9 protein-coding genes are annotated in these 15,517 nt (G+C 40.5%); all 9 read left to right on the forward strand.

Features of this window, described 5'->3' with window-relative positions; genetic code table 11:
* The 9 genes from virB11 to B5V81_RS06830 all read left to right on the forward strand — a co-directional run bounded on the left by virB11 (window position 1) and on the right by B5V81_RS06830 (window position 15,338).
* Window positions 1-1,071 carry a P-type DNA transfer ATPase VirB11 gene (gene virB11 / locus B5V81_RS06790; RefSeq protein ID WP_120102119.1) on the forward strand — a complete coding sequence of 357 codons (1,071 nt, stop codon included), beginning with the start codon at window positions 1-3 and terminating at the stop codon, window positions 1,069-1,071.
* A 62-nt stretch (window positions 1,072-1,133) separates the two neighbouring features.
* Window positions 1,134-1,349 carry an antitoxin VbhA family protein gene (locus B5V81_RS06795; protein ID WP_212112795.1) on the forward strand — a complete coding sequence of 72 codons (216 nt, stop codon included), beginning with the start codon at window positions 1,134-1,136 and terminating at the stop codon, window positions 1,347-1,349.
* 10 nt (window positions 1,350-1,359) lie between these two features.
* Window positions 1,360-2,994, forward strand: coding sequence for a BID domain-containing T4SS effector (locus B5V81_RS06800; RefSeq protein ID WP_212112796.1), 1,635 nt, complete (start codon window positions 1,360-1,362; stop codon window positions 2,992-2,994).
* Between the two features lie 146 nt (window positions 2,995-3,140).
* Window positions 3,141-5,057, forward strand: coding sequence for a Ti-type conjugative transfer system protein TraG (gene traG / locus B5V81_RS06805; protein ID WP_212112797.1), 1,917 nt, complete (start codon window positions 3,141-3,143; stop codon window positions 5,055-5,057).
* Window positions 5,058-6,680: 1,623 nt separating this feature from the next.
* Entirely contained in the window at window positions 6,681-8,279 is a 1,599-nt protein-coding gene (locus B5V81_RS06810; protein ID WP_212112798.1) for a BID domain-containing T4SS effector, read from the forward strand.
* A 306-nt stretch (window positions 8,280-8,585) separates the two neighbouring features.
* Entirely contained in the window at window positions 8,586-10,322 is a 1,737-nt protein-coding gene (locus B5V81_RS08925; RefSeq protein WP_244979429.1) for a BID domain-containing T4SS effector, read from the forward strand.
* Between the two features lie 341 nt (window positions 10,323-10,663).
* Complete coding sequence (locus B5V81_RS06820; protein ID WP_212112799.1) at window positions 10,664-11,506, forward strand: BID domain-containing T4SS effector; 843 nt, start codon at window positions 10,664-10,666, stop codon at window positions 11,504-11,506.
* Between the two features lie 343 nt (window positions 11,507-11,849).
* Window positions 11,850-13,154: a BID domain-containing T4SS effector gene (locus tag B5V81_RS06825; protein ID WP_212112800.1), complete on the forward strand. Its 1,305-nt coding sequence runs from the start codon at window positions 11,850-11,852 to the stop codon at window positions 13,152-13,154.
* 306 nt (window positions 13,155-13,460) lie between these two features.
* Window positions 13,461-15,338, forward strand: coding sequence for a BID domain-containing T4SS effector (locus B5V81_RS06830; RefSeq protein ID WP_212112801.1), 1,878 nt, complete (start codon window positions 13,461-13,463; stop codon window positions 15,336-15,338).
* Window positions 15,339-15,517: the final 179 nt, after the last annotated feature.

Consider the following 15,517-nt stretch of genomic DNA (forward strand, 5'->3'; position numbering starts at 1 on the left):
ATGAATCCAAACCCACACACCCTAAGCGATGAAGCCGTCGCAATTGTTCTCACAAAACTTGAACCTATCAGTACTTTTTTGAAAGATGAGAGTCTTTTTGAAATTGTTATCAATCGTCCCTATCAAGTGATGACGGAAGGGGTTAATGGATGGGAAACGATAGAAGCACCAGCTCTCTCTTTTAATGAACTGATGGGAATTGCGAAAGTTGTCGCGTCCTATTCCAAGCAAAATATATCAGACAGGAATCCAATATTATCGGCTACTCTCCCAGGCAATGAGCGCATTCAAATTGTCATTCCTCCAGCTGTCGAAAAAGACACAATTAGTATGACAATTCGCAAACCCTCATCGCAGAGTTTTTCTCTCGAAGAGCTCGCCCATAAAGGTCTTTTCTCGTTATGTGAGCAGGTTTCTTTCACACCATTGAATGATTATTATACGCGTTTTAACGAACTCAAAATCATCGAGCATAATTTAGCCAATGCTTACTGCAATAAAGACTTTGTTTCCTTTTTAAATCAGGCTGTAAAATGCCAAAAAAATATTTTGATTGCAGGAAAGACTGGTTCGGGTAAAACAACATTATCAAAAGCATTAATTGCCAAAATTCCTCAAGACGAGCGTATTATCACCATTGAAGACACACAAGAATTGGTGATACCGCACCCTAACCATGTCTCAATGATCTATTCAAAAGATGGCCAAGGTTTAGCTTCTGTTGGTCCCAAAGAATTGCTTGAATCATCTTTACGGATGCGTCCTGATCGTATTCTTTTGCAAGAACTTCGAGATGGTACAGCCTTTTATTATATCCGCAATGTCAATTCGGGCCATCCAGGCTCTATCACAACCGTTCATGCCTCAACAGCCCTTGCGGCCTTTGAACAAATGACCCTTTTGGTCAAAGAAAGTGAAGGAGGAGGTGATTTAGAGCGTGATGATATTCGAGGTCTATTGATTTCAATGATTGATATCATCATCCAATGCAAACGGGTTGAAGGAAAATTTAAGGTCACAGAAATTTATTATGATCCTTTCAAACAACGAAACATCTTTGGCGGTGACTAAGACAAAATCATATCGGTTGAAGACGCTTTTAAAGCAACGATTGGTCATAAAAGGAAAAATGCATGAAAATCAAAACAATAGAAAATAGAGGCAATCTTTTATCGATGACAGCAGAAGAATTAAAACGCCGCCGCCAAGCTGTTGATGCCGTTATCAGCACCCATGCAATAGAGGACATAACGCTTCACTCCAAAACATTACAAATTCTAGAGGAATACGCAAAGGGGAACATTTCACTCGAGGAATTTAACACTCTAATGCACAACGTAAAATTATAAGGAGGTAACAATGCCAAAAGCAAAAGCAAAAACCAAAAATATCGAAACAATTTCTCCTTATCATTATGTCTATCCAAACACCACAACGCTCAAAAATAAATATGGCATAAAAGACTTAAAATCCTTTCTGGATAAATGCTCACATGATTCAGCTCAAGCAATGATCAATCTGCGTGAAGCCCCTCTCCCAGAAAAATTTGGTAGTTCCTATCTATGCTCTATTCATCATCAGTTGTTTAAAAATACCTTTGAATGGGCTGGACATCTGCGCCATCTCCCCTTTACATTTGAAGATGGCACCACAGCCGCCATGCCCGAAATGAAAAGAACAGGATGGGACAATCCTTTTGCAATCGGTGATGAAGTCCAAGAAGGTTTACAAAAATTAGATCAAACGCTTAGCGAAAAGAATAATTTGCAAGGCTTAACACGCCAAGAATTTAACTCTGAAGCCATAAGCTTATTTAATTCTCTTAACCAACTCCATCCTTTTAGAGTAGGCAATGGACGGACACAACGAGCATTTTTTGAAAAGCTTGCTCAAGCCGCAGGGCATCAGCTTGATTTTTCACTTGTTACAAAAGAACGCATGATGCTCGCCAGTGTCGCAGTAGCAGAAAACGATGATCTAAAACCGATGCAGCATCTGTTTGAAGATATCTCCAATCCAGAAAAAATTCATCTTTTAAAAGAGTTCATGAGCCATATGAAAGAACTCGGACGCAATGTGAATGATCGCCCTGTTATGGTCACCAAGGAAGGTGAAACTTACACAGGCACCTATAGGGGGGCTGGTCATGATAGCTTTGCCTTCAATGTGAAAGGCGCTTACATCATCGGCAGTAAAGAGCAGCTCACACCAGAACAACTCAAAACATTAAAACCTGGTGATAAATTTACCTTCACCGTTCCACAAACACGAGAGTTAAAAAACATTCTCATTCCTGAAGAAAAATTAGCCCCTTTGACAAAAAATGACAAAGCCGAAATGATTGCAGAAGATGCCGGTGTCCACACCGCTCGAAACCAAATTCAAAAGTTAGCAAAAATTGTTTATGGTAGCTCAAAAACATTAGACAAAAAGATGGTAGAGATTATTAAAAATCCAGCCTTAGGCCAACAGCTCGCCAATCAAATTGAAAAGACACCGAACTCTGTTGCTCATCTTGCCGGTTTCAGTTTATTTGGACTCCAAAATCAAGCACGTGCAAACGCTAAAAATCATATTGATATGCTCTGTACGGCAATCGCAAATTTCACGCATGCAGTAAAACATGCGGAGAAGGGAATTACGCAAGAACATGCAACAGAACAAAAACGCCGTGCAACAACAGTAGAAATGCCAAGTAAAAACTTGCAAGATCTCTTCACCTTGCCCAAAGAATTACAGCAAGAATCTTTAGCAAAAAATCTTGGACTTCAAAAAGAGCTGAGCAATCTTGTCAAAAACATCAATAGCCGTCTCTCAGCAACTGAACATAAAGCTGTCAAAAATAATGAGTATGAAACATTGGCTCAAAGCATTGGTGTATCAGAAAATAAAGCCACGAAAATTGCACAAACTGTTAAGCAAGCCCAAGAAGTACACCAGCAAATCTGCACGCGCGCAGTCATTCGCTCAAATGTGCTCTCTATGGCCAGCTAGGAATGGATGAAACCTTCCTCTTTCATGAAAAGGGCGCATAAACGAAAACGAGTAGAGTTATCTGCGCCTTTTCAAAAGAGAGTATTACACCCTTGAAAAAAGAGCATTTCACAGCAAATTCTAAAGAGAATTGAAAGTAAAATACAATGAAGTATACCAAGGCACAAATGGTTCTTATTTTAGTCCCAATCGTTTTAGGGGCTTTAACGATATTCCTTGTCCCTCATTTTTTGTCGTTTATAACAAATGGACTAAAGAGTGATCAAATTTATTGGACTCTTCGTTCAGAGCCTTTATTAGTCTTAGCACTAACGGCTGCTGTTTTATTGTTGTATAGTCTCTCACAAAAACTACACCTGCGTAGAGTCATCACGTTTGTTTCCGTTGTTTTTTTTGGAACCGTTGCTCTTTACTATGTTGTGGGTGAAATAAAACGCTTAAGTCCCTATGTTGGCCAACAAGGCATAACGTGGAGCTATGCGCTTCAATTCATGGATCCTATGGTTGTCTTTGGCATCATCATTGGTACTTTTTTTTCCCTCATTCAATTCATCACAACCTCTCCCCCTAAAAATAAGGTTAAGCGTGCCAAAAAAGAGGTTTTTGGGGGAGCAGCATGGATGGATTTAAGAGAGGCAGCAAAAATTTTTCCTGCCAATGGGCAAATTGTTGTGGGGGAAAGATACCGTGTTGATCAAGATAATGTATGCAAAATTCCCTTTGCACCTGGCAATAAAACAACATGGGGTAAAGGTGGAACAGCACCTTTGCTAACCTTTAATCTTGATTTTGGTTCAACCCATATGATTTTTTTTGCCGGTTCTGGTGGTTATAAAACCACAAGTACAGTGGTTCCTACTTGTTTAACCTATCCAGGATCTATTATTTGTCTTGATCCCTCAACAGAAGTTGCTCCAATCGTCAAATTTGCCCGTCAAAAGATGGGCAATAGAAATGTTATTGTTCTGGATCCTAATTCACTTTTAACAAAAAGTTTTAATGTCATTGATTGGCTTTTAGACGACAGCGTACCCCGCACACAACGTGAAGCAAATATTGTGAGCTTTTCCAAATTGCTTCTCACCGATAAAAAATCAGACAATTCTTCAGCGGAATATTTCTCGACACAAGCCCATAATCTTTTAACAGCTCTTCTTGCTCATGTGATATTTTCTGATGAATATGAAGACTATGAGCGCAACTTAAAAACATTGCGTGGAATTCTCTCTCAATCAGAAACAGCTATTATCAATCAATTACGCATGATTCAAGAAACAACACCTTCTCCTTTTATTCGTGAAATGGTGGGGATTTTTACAGAAATGGCAGAACAAACTTTTTCAGGAGTCTATACAACTGCCTCAAAAGACACTCAATGGCTTTCTTTGTCTAATTACGCAGATCTTGTCTGCGGTGATGACTTTTCCTCCTCAGATATTGCCAATGGTAATATAGATGTTTTTCTCAATCTCCCTGCAAGCATTTTAAACAGCTATCCAGCGATAGGACGTGTAATTATTGGTGCCTTTCTCAATGCCATGGTTACAGCAGACGGTAACTATAAAAAGCGTGTTTTATTTGTCTTGGATGAAGTTGATCTTCTAGGTTATATGAATATTTTAGAAGAAGCCCGTGATCGTGGACGTAAATACGGCACATCCTTGATGCTCTTTTATCAATCCACGGGTCAGTTGGTCAATCACTTTGGAGAATCAGGGGCACGTTCATGGTTTGAAAGTTGCTCCTTTGTCAGTTATGCGGCCATTAAAGACCTCCAAACAGCTAAAGAAATTTCAGAACGCTGTGGTCAAATGACCGTTGAAGTCACCGGAGTGAACAAATCAAGAGGTTTATCTTTAGGGAAGAGTTCTTACAACATCAATTACCAACAAAGAGCGCTCATTTTACCCCACGAGGTTATTCAAGAAATGCGTCAAGATGAACAAATTATTCTTATGCAAGGACAACCTCCTTTGCGATGTGGCCGTGCCGTCTATTTCAGAAGAAAAGAAATGTTAGCCGCTGCTGCAAAAAACCGTTTTGCCCCACAGAAGAAAAACTAATCTCCATGATGAGATATTAACAAAAAATAACCACAAAAAGGCATATAGCCCTGTTTTTTAAAAGCCTATGAACGAAAAAAATGTCTACATACAAAAAACAGGATCAAAAAATCCGTAATTTTTCCTTTTACATTTTCCTTTTATATTTTGTGCATCGCTTTACCAACAACCAGAACATTTAAAAAGTCTCTATAAAAATGCCCATATACCCAACCAATAGCGACACCAATATTTTCAGAAAAAAAACACATTCCTACAAAGGATTCTCATATATCATTTAGAAAATACATTGATTTATAATAATCACTCATATTTTTGCGTTGAATGAGAGACGGGATAGTGTGAGATTTTCTCATTTAAAATCTGCTCCACGTTGACTGAAACCCTATCACTCGCATGTCACAAGCGGGGTCCCTAGGTGAAGTGGGGCTGTACAAGTAAAGGCATACCTTTTCATAAACCACCTTAAAGTCCAAGGGTTTGTCAGCAATATTTTAGCGCTAGCCCAAACTGTGTGATGGTACCAGCTTCTTTATGAAGCATAAAAATGGGGGCGCTTAATAGATTTTATACACTTTATGGGAGCTGTGCCATTATACCATTCAGGAGCAGCGTCGCCAAATAAGTGTGTTAAAAGACGTCTCTTTAAAACAATCCTGTAAGAATGCAACATAATAGTGTTCTGTTTTGCGTAAAGGATACGCCTCCATTAAAGAATATCATAGATAAAAGATTTTCCTTTGAGACAAGAAACTCTTAAAATACCCTCACAACAAACACTGGTTTCCCCCAAAAAACATCTAAAATATACACCAAAATGAATAAAACATTCTTACACAAGGTTTTTCCCCTTTACGATATCACCATGTGTTCTATTTTAACAACCAAGCATTGAAAAAACAACTTTTTTCCTCGCTCAAAGAAAAGTTTTCCCTCTTATAGATCTTAAAGAAGCGCAATATAATTAAAAGGAACAGCATAAAATAAAAAACGTTTTGTTTTAAATGCAGACAGATAAAAACATAATGGAGAAAAATCTTGATCACTGCTTTCATCGATAGACTTCCCAATCTAAACACTATGTATGAAAAATCCCCAAGCCATCTGATAATCAAGAGCAATCCTCTCCGCCATATCCACGCCCTTCATCAAAGTGCTTTTGCAAAAAACTTTGTTAAAGGCAAAACAACGAAAATCTTAAGCAATATTTTTCTTTTTAGTCTCCCCTTCCCCCCACCTCAAAGGATAAAGACTTCACCCAGAGTTGATTTATAGAAAATCCATTTCTCCCCTCACGGGATTCATAGCAACATCTTAAGTACCAATATTTTACCGCACAACAGAATAATAAATAAAAGAAAACATCAGAGAAGCTAAAATAAATGAAAAAAGGAATAGGCATGAAAACAATCGCAACAAAACATTATGTATCTCTCACACTAAAAGCCTTTCAAAATCCTTACAAAAGGGTTGCTACAATCATCCATACACTTAAGAGAAAAGTACTTTCTCTCATAACACTTAAAATTTCAAAAGAATGCGCGAAGGGGAATTTTCAATATACCAACATGCAGCGTTTAAAACGCGCATCAATCATCACCCTATCCTTTAAGGAGAGCTTATATGTTAGAGCAAAATTATTTATATAAAGGAACCACAACACTCAAAAATAAATATGGCATCAAAGATCCTAAAAAACTTTATGAACGCTGTGCCCATGACGTCTCTAAAGAAGCCGTCAATTTTCGCCATGAACCACCCCCACAAAAATTTGATGTCACTTATCTAGCCTTAATCCACTGGAGCCTCTTTCACAAAACGTTTGAATGGGCAGGCTGCACCCGCGATACATCCTTTACATTTGAAGATGGTACCACTGCCCGCATGCCAGCGATGCGTCCTAAAGGTTATGAAGCTCCTTTTGCTATCGGTCCACAGATAAAAAGAGAACTCAAACAACTCGAAAAAACACTGAACCAGAAGAACAATTTAAAAGGCTTATCGCGCCAAGAGTTTGCTGAAAATGCCGCTGACGTTTTTATGGCACTCGAACACGCACACCCTTTTAGAAAAGGCAATGGGCGTGTCAATCGAATGTTTATGGAAAAACTTGGACAAGCAGCAGGACATCCCGTTGACTTTTCTTTCATCACAAAAGGACGCATGACAACAGCTTGTATTGAAGCCATGCAATATGGCAATTCCCAACCGATGAAAGATCTTTTTGAAGATATTACCCATCCACAAAAATCCGTTATTCTAAAAGAATTCATCTCCCAAATGAGAGAAGCTGGACTGAATGAAATTAACAATCGTATTGTTGTTGCAGCAAAAGAAGATGTAACCTATGAAGGCATCTTTCGAGGCGTTTCAGCAGAAGGGTTTGTCATGGAAGTAGGGGGAGCTTTCGTCGTCGGGCACAAAGATGATCTTTCCCCAGAACAGATCAAAACATTACGCAATGGCGATCGCCTCCGCTTTCAAAAAACCAACATTCAAAATTTAAAAGAAACATTAATCCCAAAAGAAACCTTAGCCCCTCTTCCCCATGAAGCGTTATTCGAAAAGATTTCAAATGATTCTTATGTCGAAGAAAGCCGAAAAGAAATCGAGCATTTATCAAAGATTGTTTATGGTAACGCCCACGCCTTAAAGACAAAACTGGACATCATAACGGTCGCTCCAAACTTAGGAAATCAGTTTGCCGATGAAACTCTCCAAAGCCCTCAATTAATTTCTAAATTTGCTGGGCATAAAATACTTGGCATGAAAAGTTCAAATCGCAAGAACGCGGAACAAACTGTTCCACAACTCAGCCAAGCCCTTAAAAATTATGGCGCAATAACCCAACAAACAAAAGATACAATTCTAGAACAACACCAAAGAGAACAAAATCGCTTAAGCCACTCTGTCGACAAACCTGGAAAAAATTTACAAAACCTTTTTGCCTTACCAGAAGAACAACAAAGGGAAGCTTTATTGCATTCTCCAGCACTACGACAAGAACTCCATACCTTTTCACGCCAACTAAAAAATCGTTTCTCCTCAGAAGAGCATAAAGCCATACACGAAAAAGATCATACAAGACTGGCGTGCCTTCTTGGTACATCAGAAAGCAAAGCAAAAGAAATTGCACAGGCTGTAAAGAATACCCAAAAAGCACAATGTCAAGCCCGCAGCTTGAAAGTTAGTCGTTCCTCATCGCTGGCTCTTACAGGCTAAAAACGTACCAACTTTTGCTTTCCAACAGAACTCTTGGTCTCAATCATTTAATCTCCATTGCCACACGAATTGTTTTAGAATATTACAAAAAATAGTCCTAAAAATAGATCCTTTAATTTATTATAACTCATTGATAAAATTTCACAAAAAAACTTTATAAAAGACATAAATCTCCATTACACATTAACGTGAATAGCGCGAAATCTTTGGGGCATTCAGTTTGATATTCTTCTTTTGTCTTAAAAGATATTAAAAAAGTGGGGAATGTTCCAAAGAGGTTTTCTAAGATATTGAAAGGAAACAGCCATGAAAAAAAACCACCCACAACCAACCCCCCAGAACACAGAGGCTCTCTACGCAAAAGTTAATAAACCACGTACAAGAGGAGGTCCGCGCACACCAAGCCCAGAAGGAATACAAGCAAATGCTAGAAGCCATTCCCCTAGCGACTATGATACGCCCCCTCCTCAACAACACGCAGACAGCACCTATGCCCCCCAAAATCCACTACAAGAAACTGCCTATGCCCCCCAAAGACCAATCGGCAATCCCTATGACAGACCTGGTGGGACACCGAGTAATGGGCGGCGTGCTAAAAAGCTCGCAGATCCCTATGCCGTCGTTGATCTGGCAACGGGTGAAACAGAGTTCGAACAGCGAATAAACCCCCTCTATGACTCACCGAGCGGAAGCTCTCAAGATCTGCGCCCCTCTCAACAACCAGAACATCTCTATGCAGAGCTTGACTTTGGTCCAAATGGACGCTCTCCCCATAAACCTGTAGAATCTGTCTATGCAACTGTTGGCATGGGCGCTGAAGGTGGGCGCGATCCCCAAAGACCAGAAGAGCATCTCTATGCAGAGCTTGATTTTAGTGAAAATGGACGTTCTCCCCAAAAACCTGTAGAATCTGTCTATGCAACTGCTGGTTCTGGTATGAGCGTCGAAGGTGGGGGTGCTGAAGGTGGGCGCGATCCCCAAAAACCATTAGAAGATCTCTACGCAAAAGTTAATAAACCACACAGGAGAGGAGGTCCGCGCATACCAAGTCCAGAAGAAATACAAGCAAATGCTAGAAGTCAATCCCCTAGCGACTATGATACGCCCCGCCAACAACAAGCAGAAAGCATCTATCCCCCCCAAAATCCACTACAAGAAACTGCCTATGCCCCCCAAAAACCAATCGGAAATCCCTATGACAGACCTGGTGGGACACCGAGTAATGGGCGGCGTGCTAAAAAACTTGCAAGTCCCTATGAAGTCGTTAATCTCTCAACAGGTGAAACAGAGTTCCAACACCGTGAAAACCCCCTCTATGACTCACCGAGCGGAAGCTCTCAAGATCTGCGCCCCTCTCAACAACCAGAACATACCTATGCAGAGCCTGACTTTGGTCCAAATGGACGCTCTCCCCAAAAACCACTAGAATCTGTCTATGCAACTGTTGGCATAGGCGCTGAAGGTGGGCGCGATTCCCAACAAATGGAAAATCCCCTTTACGAAGGTGTTAGTAGAGCAACAACCCCTCCTCCCAGAAGCCCAAAAGATGTCGTTACGACAAGGTTATTAAAAGATGAAGGCTTTCAAGGTAGTGTAACAGAAGTCCAAGCGTGGTGCAAAACTGTTTATGGTAATGAACATGCCTTAAATAAATCACTTGCTAAAATTCTTGACGATCCTAAAAATGCGGAAAATATCCTATGGGACCTTGCAGAACATCCTGAAAGTGCTGGTAAGCTTGCTGGTCGTCAAATGCTCGGTATAAAAAGCCCCGATCGCAAAGCTGCTGAAGAGGGTTTTTCTCCTCTTTGCTCAGCTCTTGAGAGGCATATAGATAAAACAAAAAAGCTCCATAAACAGTTTACACGTGAGCAGCAAAGAGATCAAAGACACGAAAGTCCAGAAAGAGATCCAGAATACAGGTATCGCCGCCGTCACCACCACCACCATCATCACGCAAGAGAACGCAGCCCAGATAGTCCAGAACGCAGCCCTCAACGACAAAGACATGAGGAGAATAAAGGAATGGCTTTTACCATGTAAGGGGGCATAAACATAAAAACAGATCGTTTTTGTCTTTATGTAATCTCTTTGTCATAGAATCTCTTGGTGCAAATCGTGTTGCTGTGGTTGCACCAAGAGGTGTTTCAGAGTGTTACAAAAAATAGTCATAAAAATGGATCCGCTAATTTATTATAACTTATTGATAAGATTTCATAAAAAAGCTGTATAAAAGACATAAATGTCCATTATATAGTAAGATAAATAGCGCGAAATCTTTGGAGGTCATTCGGTTGGATATCTTCCTTTATATAAAGGTTATCAAGACTAAAAGTGGGGAATGCACCAAAGAGGTTTTCTAAAAATATTGAAAGGAAACAGCCATGAAAAAAAGTCACCCACACTCAGAAACCCAGAGCCAAGAGCCCCTCTATGCACAAGTTAATAAACCCAAAAGAGGAAACCAGCGTACCCAAAACCAAGGAGAAGAGCTGATATATGCAACCGTTAGCAGCGTTGACCCTCTTTCAAGAGGGGGACGCCATGCTCAAAGAAGAGAAGATCCTGAAACTGACTACACAGAGGTTGCTCCCAAAAGACCTGAACAAGACTTGATCTATGCATCGGTTAGCAGCGTTGATCCTCTTTCAAGAGGGGGACGCCATGCTCAAAGAAGAGAAGATCCTGAAACCGATTACACAGAGGTTGCTCCACAACAAAGAGGGAGATCATCTTCACCTTCCCTCACAGCTGATCAAAAGAGTGCAATGCTTTTAAAAAATCCACAGGTTCAAGCACGTGCAGAAGAAGTCATGCATTGGGGTACAGTTGTTTATGGCAATGACAAGATTTTCCAAGAACGCTTGCAAGACATACTTAAAGATCCCAGTAAAGGAAAAGATCTTTCAGATCAACTTGCTGAAAATCCTGAATTTATGCATAAGCTCGCAGGCCGCTCCACACTCGGCATGAAAAGTCAAACACGCAAAGCAGCTGAAGACGGTTTTGGGCCACTCATTAAGGCCATTGATGATTATACAAAGGCTGTACACGACGCAACGGAGAGGCTATCGCGAACCCCTATGGCGGAACAAAAACGCCATCAAGAACATTCTCGAGATGCTGAAAGGGGCCATCATCATCATCACGAAAGAGGACAAAATAGTCCAGAGCACAGCCCACGACAACAAAGACACGGAGAAAAAGGTATGGCTTATGCCATGTAAGGGGGCATAAATATAAAAACAGATAATTTTTGTTTTTCATGTAATCTTTTTTTATAGAGTTTTTTGGCGCAAATCGTTTTATCGCGATTGCGCCAAAAATTGTTTTAGAATGTTACAAAAAATAGTCCTAAAAATGGACTCTGTCATTGATAATAACTTATTGATAAGATTTCATAAAAAAACTGTATAAAAGACACAAAGATCCATTAAACTCATTGTGAATAGCGCAGATCTTTGGAGCTCATTCAGTTCGATATCTTCCTTTGTCTCAAAGTGATCAAAGTATAAAAGGCAAGAGCGCCCCAAAGAGGTTTTCTAAAACAATTTTTGAAAGGAAACATGCATGAAAAAAGATCACCCTCACCCTTTTCCATCCTCTTCAATACAAGAACTTATAGAACTCTATGACAAAGCGGCGGCAGAGGTCTCAGGGGAAGCTCCACACCCTAAAGAAGCGCCTTCAAAAAACAAAAGACTGTCAACAATACTGGAAGAAAGTGAGGAAAGACAATCTCTTTTAAGAGAAGAAACTTTTATGGAGGAAGTTGCACAGCCATCCGTTAGAATGACGAATCCAACAACACCTCTCACAAGAAGCGGCTCAACAAAAAGACCGCAAGAAGCTGAAACAACACGCGCAACCGTTGCTTCACAAGTTGCCTTACAAAGGGCAACGAGAAGCCTCTCAGAAGAAGAAATTATTCAATTTCTTCCACACAATTCATTGGTTCGAACATATCAAGAAGAAATCCAACGTTTATCCGCAAGTGCCTATGGCAACTCCAATATTTTGCAAGAAAAAATGCAAGAAATTCAAAGAAATCCCGCAGCAGGAGAGGAACTCTCATGGCGCATGACAGCCCATCCTGAAAGTCTTGCGAAACTTTCCGGCACCAGTGTGTTGGGCTTCAAAAATCGAACGCGTAAACAAGCAGAAGAGAGTTTTTCCGCCCTATGTGTCACCGTTGATGGTTATACAGAAGCTGTCAAACAGGCAAGAGAGAGCCTATTACAATCTCCAGAGCAAGAACTCAAAAACTATGAACGTCTCATGGGAAAGGCCGCCGTCGCTGAACTTCTGAAAAAACCAGATCACCGTGAAAAAGAAAGCCTTTCAGAGGAAGAAATTTCTACCCAAATTCACCAGCATTCAAAAGTCAGAAGACACCATGCCCAAATCCAATATTGGTGTAAAGTTGTTTTTGGCAACGAAAACATTTTGCAATCACAAATAGAAGAGCTTTTCCAAAACCCTGAAACGATAGAACAGCTCGCACAACAACTTGCCGGAAATCCTAAGTCTTTCAACAAATACGCTGGTCGCAACTTTTGTGGCTTCAAAAATCAAGCACGCAGACATGCTGAATCAGGGCTTTCTCACCTCATTGATGCTACTGATAATTATGCAACAGCTGTAGCACAAGTAAGAGAGAGCCTTTTACAAACTCAGCAGATAAAACAAGAACGCAATGAAGCATCTGAAAGAGCGCAAGTCTTGCATCAAAAACAAAGCGTCTCACAGTCTGCGCAACGCCCTGAAACTTCAACAGTAACGCATGAAGGAGCAACGACCTCCACGCAACAAAGAGAAACAGATTTTCGTCCTCGCAAAACTGCCGGCCCCAAAGCAGTAGCTTTTGCCAGCTAAACAAACGTAATTTTTCACATTGAATCTAGCGTCTTGGCCCAATCATGACAAAGGTGGTTTGCGCCAAGAAAAGAGAGGGTATTGAAACAAAATTCATTCTCCCACCACTTAATCTAACCACTTGATAAAACAGTATTGAGAAAGTGATGATGATCGACCCTAAGCAAGTAAAATCTTGTGCACTTATTCAGTTTCATTTCCTCTCTCATAAAAGTAAATGAAAAAGCCTAAAACAGGATAAACACCAACACACATTCTTAAATAGTAATTAGAAAACAATATTGGAAGAACTTGAAAGGAACATGCATGAAAAAAAGAAATCCCTCCCCTTTTATCACCCAAATGATGGAAAAATTTCAACAACAGACTGAACAATCTTCTACCAGCCCCTCTCATTCTCAAGTTTCTCAAAGTGTGCCAAAATCACCTATACAAACACACCCAAAGAATTTGTCACATCCCCCAAAGGTTGCACCACCGCCCCCCCCACGCATAAAAGATAAAACGCCAACCGACCCAACAATCCAAAAACCTGAAACCCAAGAGAGCCTCTCCACGCGCATAAAAATGGCTCCACAAAGACCTCCACGTGCAAAAGATAGAGAACAAAACAAAACAACGGCTCAAGAATCCCTCTCCTTACAAGCAAAAATGGCTCCGCCAAAACCTCCACGGATGAGAGATAAAGCACCAACCGACCCAACAATCCCAAACCCTGAAACCCAAGAGAGCCTATCACTACAAGCAAAAATGGCTCCGCCAAAACCTCCACGCACAAGAGATAAAACACCAGGCGATCCAACAATCCAAAAGCCTGAAACCCAAGAGAGCCCCTCCACGCACATAAAAACGGCTCCACAAAAGCCTCCACGTGCAAAAGATAGAGAACAAAACAAACTAACGGCTCAAGAAGCCTCCTCTCTACAAACGAAAATGGCTCCGCCAAAACCCCCACGTATGAAAGATAGAGTGCAAAACAGTACAAAAAACCAAAATCCTGAAACCATCACCCCAAGTGTTAGATCCAAAACACCACAGCACAGGCAAGTCAGCCAACAAAGCAGTTCATCATCACAAGACAGTGAACCATATGCAATACCTCCTTCAAGAAAACCACACCGAATAGGAGACAGACACAAAAGGGACGCTGACGTCCAAAAAACAGCTTCCCCCAAAACAGCAAGTAAACAACCAAAACCGTCTCAGGAGAGCAAAACATCTATTAATACAATGGAAAAAGAGCTCTTGCTCGGAGCATACCACGAAGAAATACGACTTTTATGTGAAAAGACTTTTGGTGACCAGCTTATTTTAGAACAAAGAATAGAAGCCATCAAAGAAAATCCCAGTATGGGTGAACAGCTCCTATGGGATATTACAGAAAAACCTCAGTCTATTTCCAAGCTTGCTGGTAGAAAAGTTCTTGGCATAAAAAATGGAGCGCGCAAACAAGCTGAAGAAACACTTTCACCCCTGTGTGCCGCCATAGAAGGTTTTGTGTATACTGCAAAATATGTACAAGAGAATATTTCGCAAAACTCTCATACAAAACAACAACAGCATCAACAAGCGCAACAGAAAGGAGAAATCACTCAACGCGCACGAAATCCACTCGATTCAGAAAAGAAAATCCATCCTCTCTCAAATCAGGAAATTGCCCGCAGAGTTCAACAAAATCCATCGGTTCAATATGGTCAAAGAGAGATCGAATATTGGTGCCAAATTGTTTATAATGATCCATTTATTTTGCGATATAGAATGGAAGATATGCACAAAATTCCAGAGATGGGAGAAGAGCTCGTATTTCAAATTGAAAAGGATTCTACATCTTTTGCTCCGCTTGCTGGTAGAAAAAAACTTGGCATAAAAAACGGAGCACGCAAAGCCGCTGAAGAAAGTCTTCCTATCCTTTGTACCGCCATTAAGGATTATGCCGACACTATAAAACAGGTGAGAGAAAGTATCGTGCAAAACCATCAGGTACAACAACAACACCATCACCAACCGCTTACTGATCTGGATAAACAATTGCAAAAGCAGCAAAACCTATCGCAGTCTCCGAAACCACTTGAACGCTTAACAGCAACGCAGCATCAAGAGGTTGCAGAAACATCTAAACAACAAGAGCAACCACCTATTCGACCACGCAGAGCCGAAACATCAAAAGCGATGGCTTTGTCGTAATAGTCTCATCATTGTTGGCTTTTCATACAAAACTTTGGTGCAACTATTTTTCCAATATTGCACCAAGGGTGACGTGTAACATACAGAAAATTTGAATAAACTGTCATATGACAAAACGCATTGATAAGATTTCACGATAATATTTCATAAAAATTACAAACATTAACGTTGTTCCATTA

Source organism: Bartonella queenslandensis, assembly GCF_018155095.1.
In the GTDB taxonomy this organism is placed as follows: Bacteria; Pseudomonadota; Alphaproteobacteria; order Rhizobiales; family Rhizobiaceae; genus Bartonella; species Bartonella queenslandensis_B.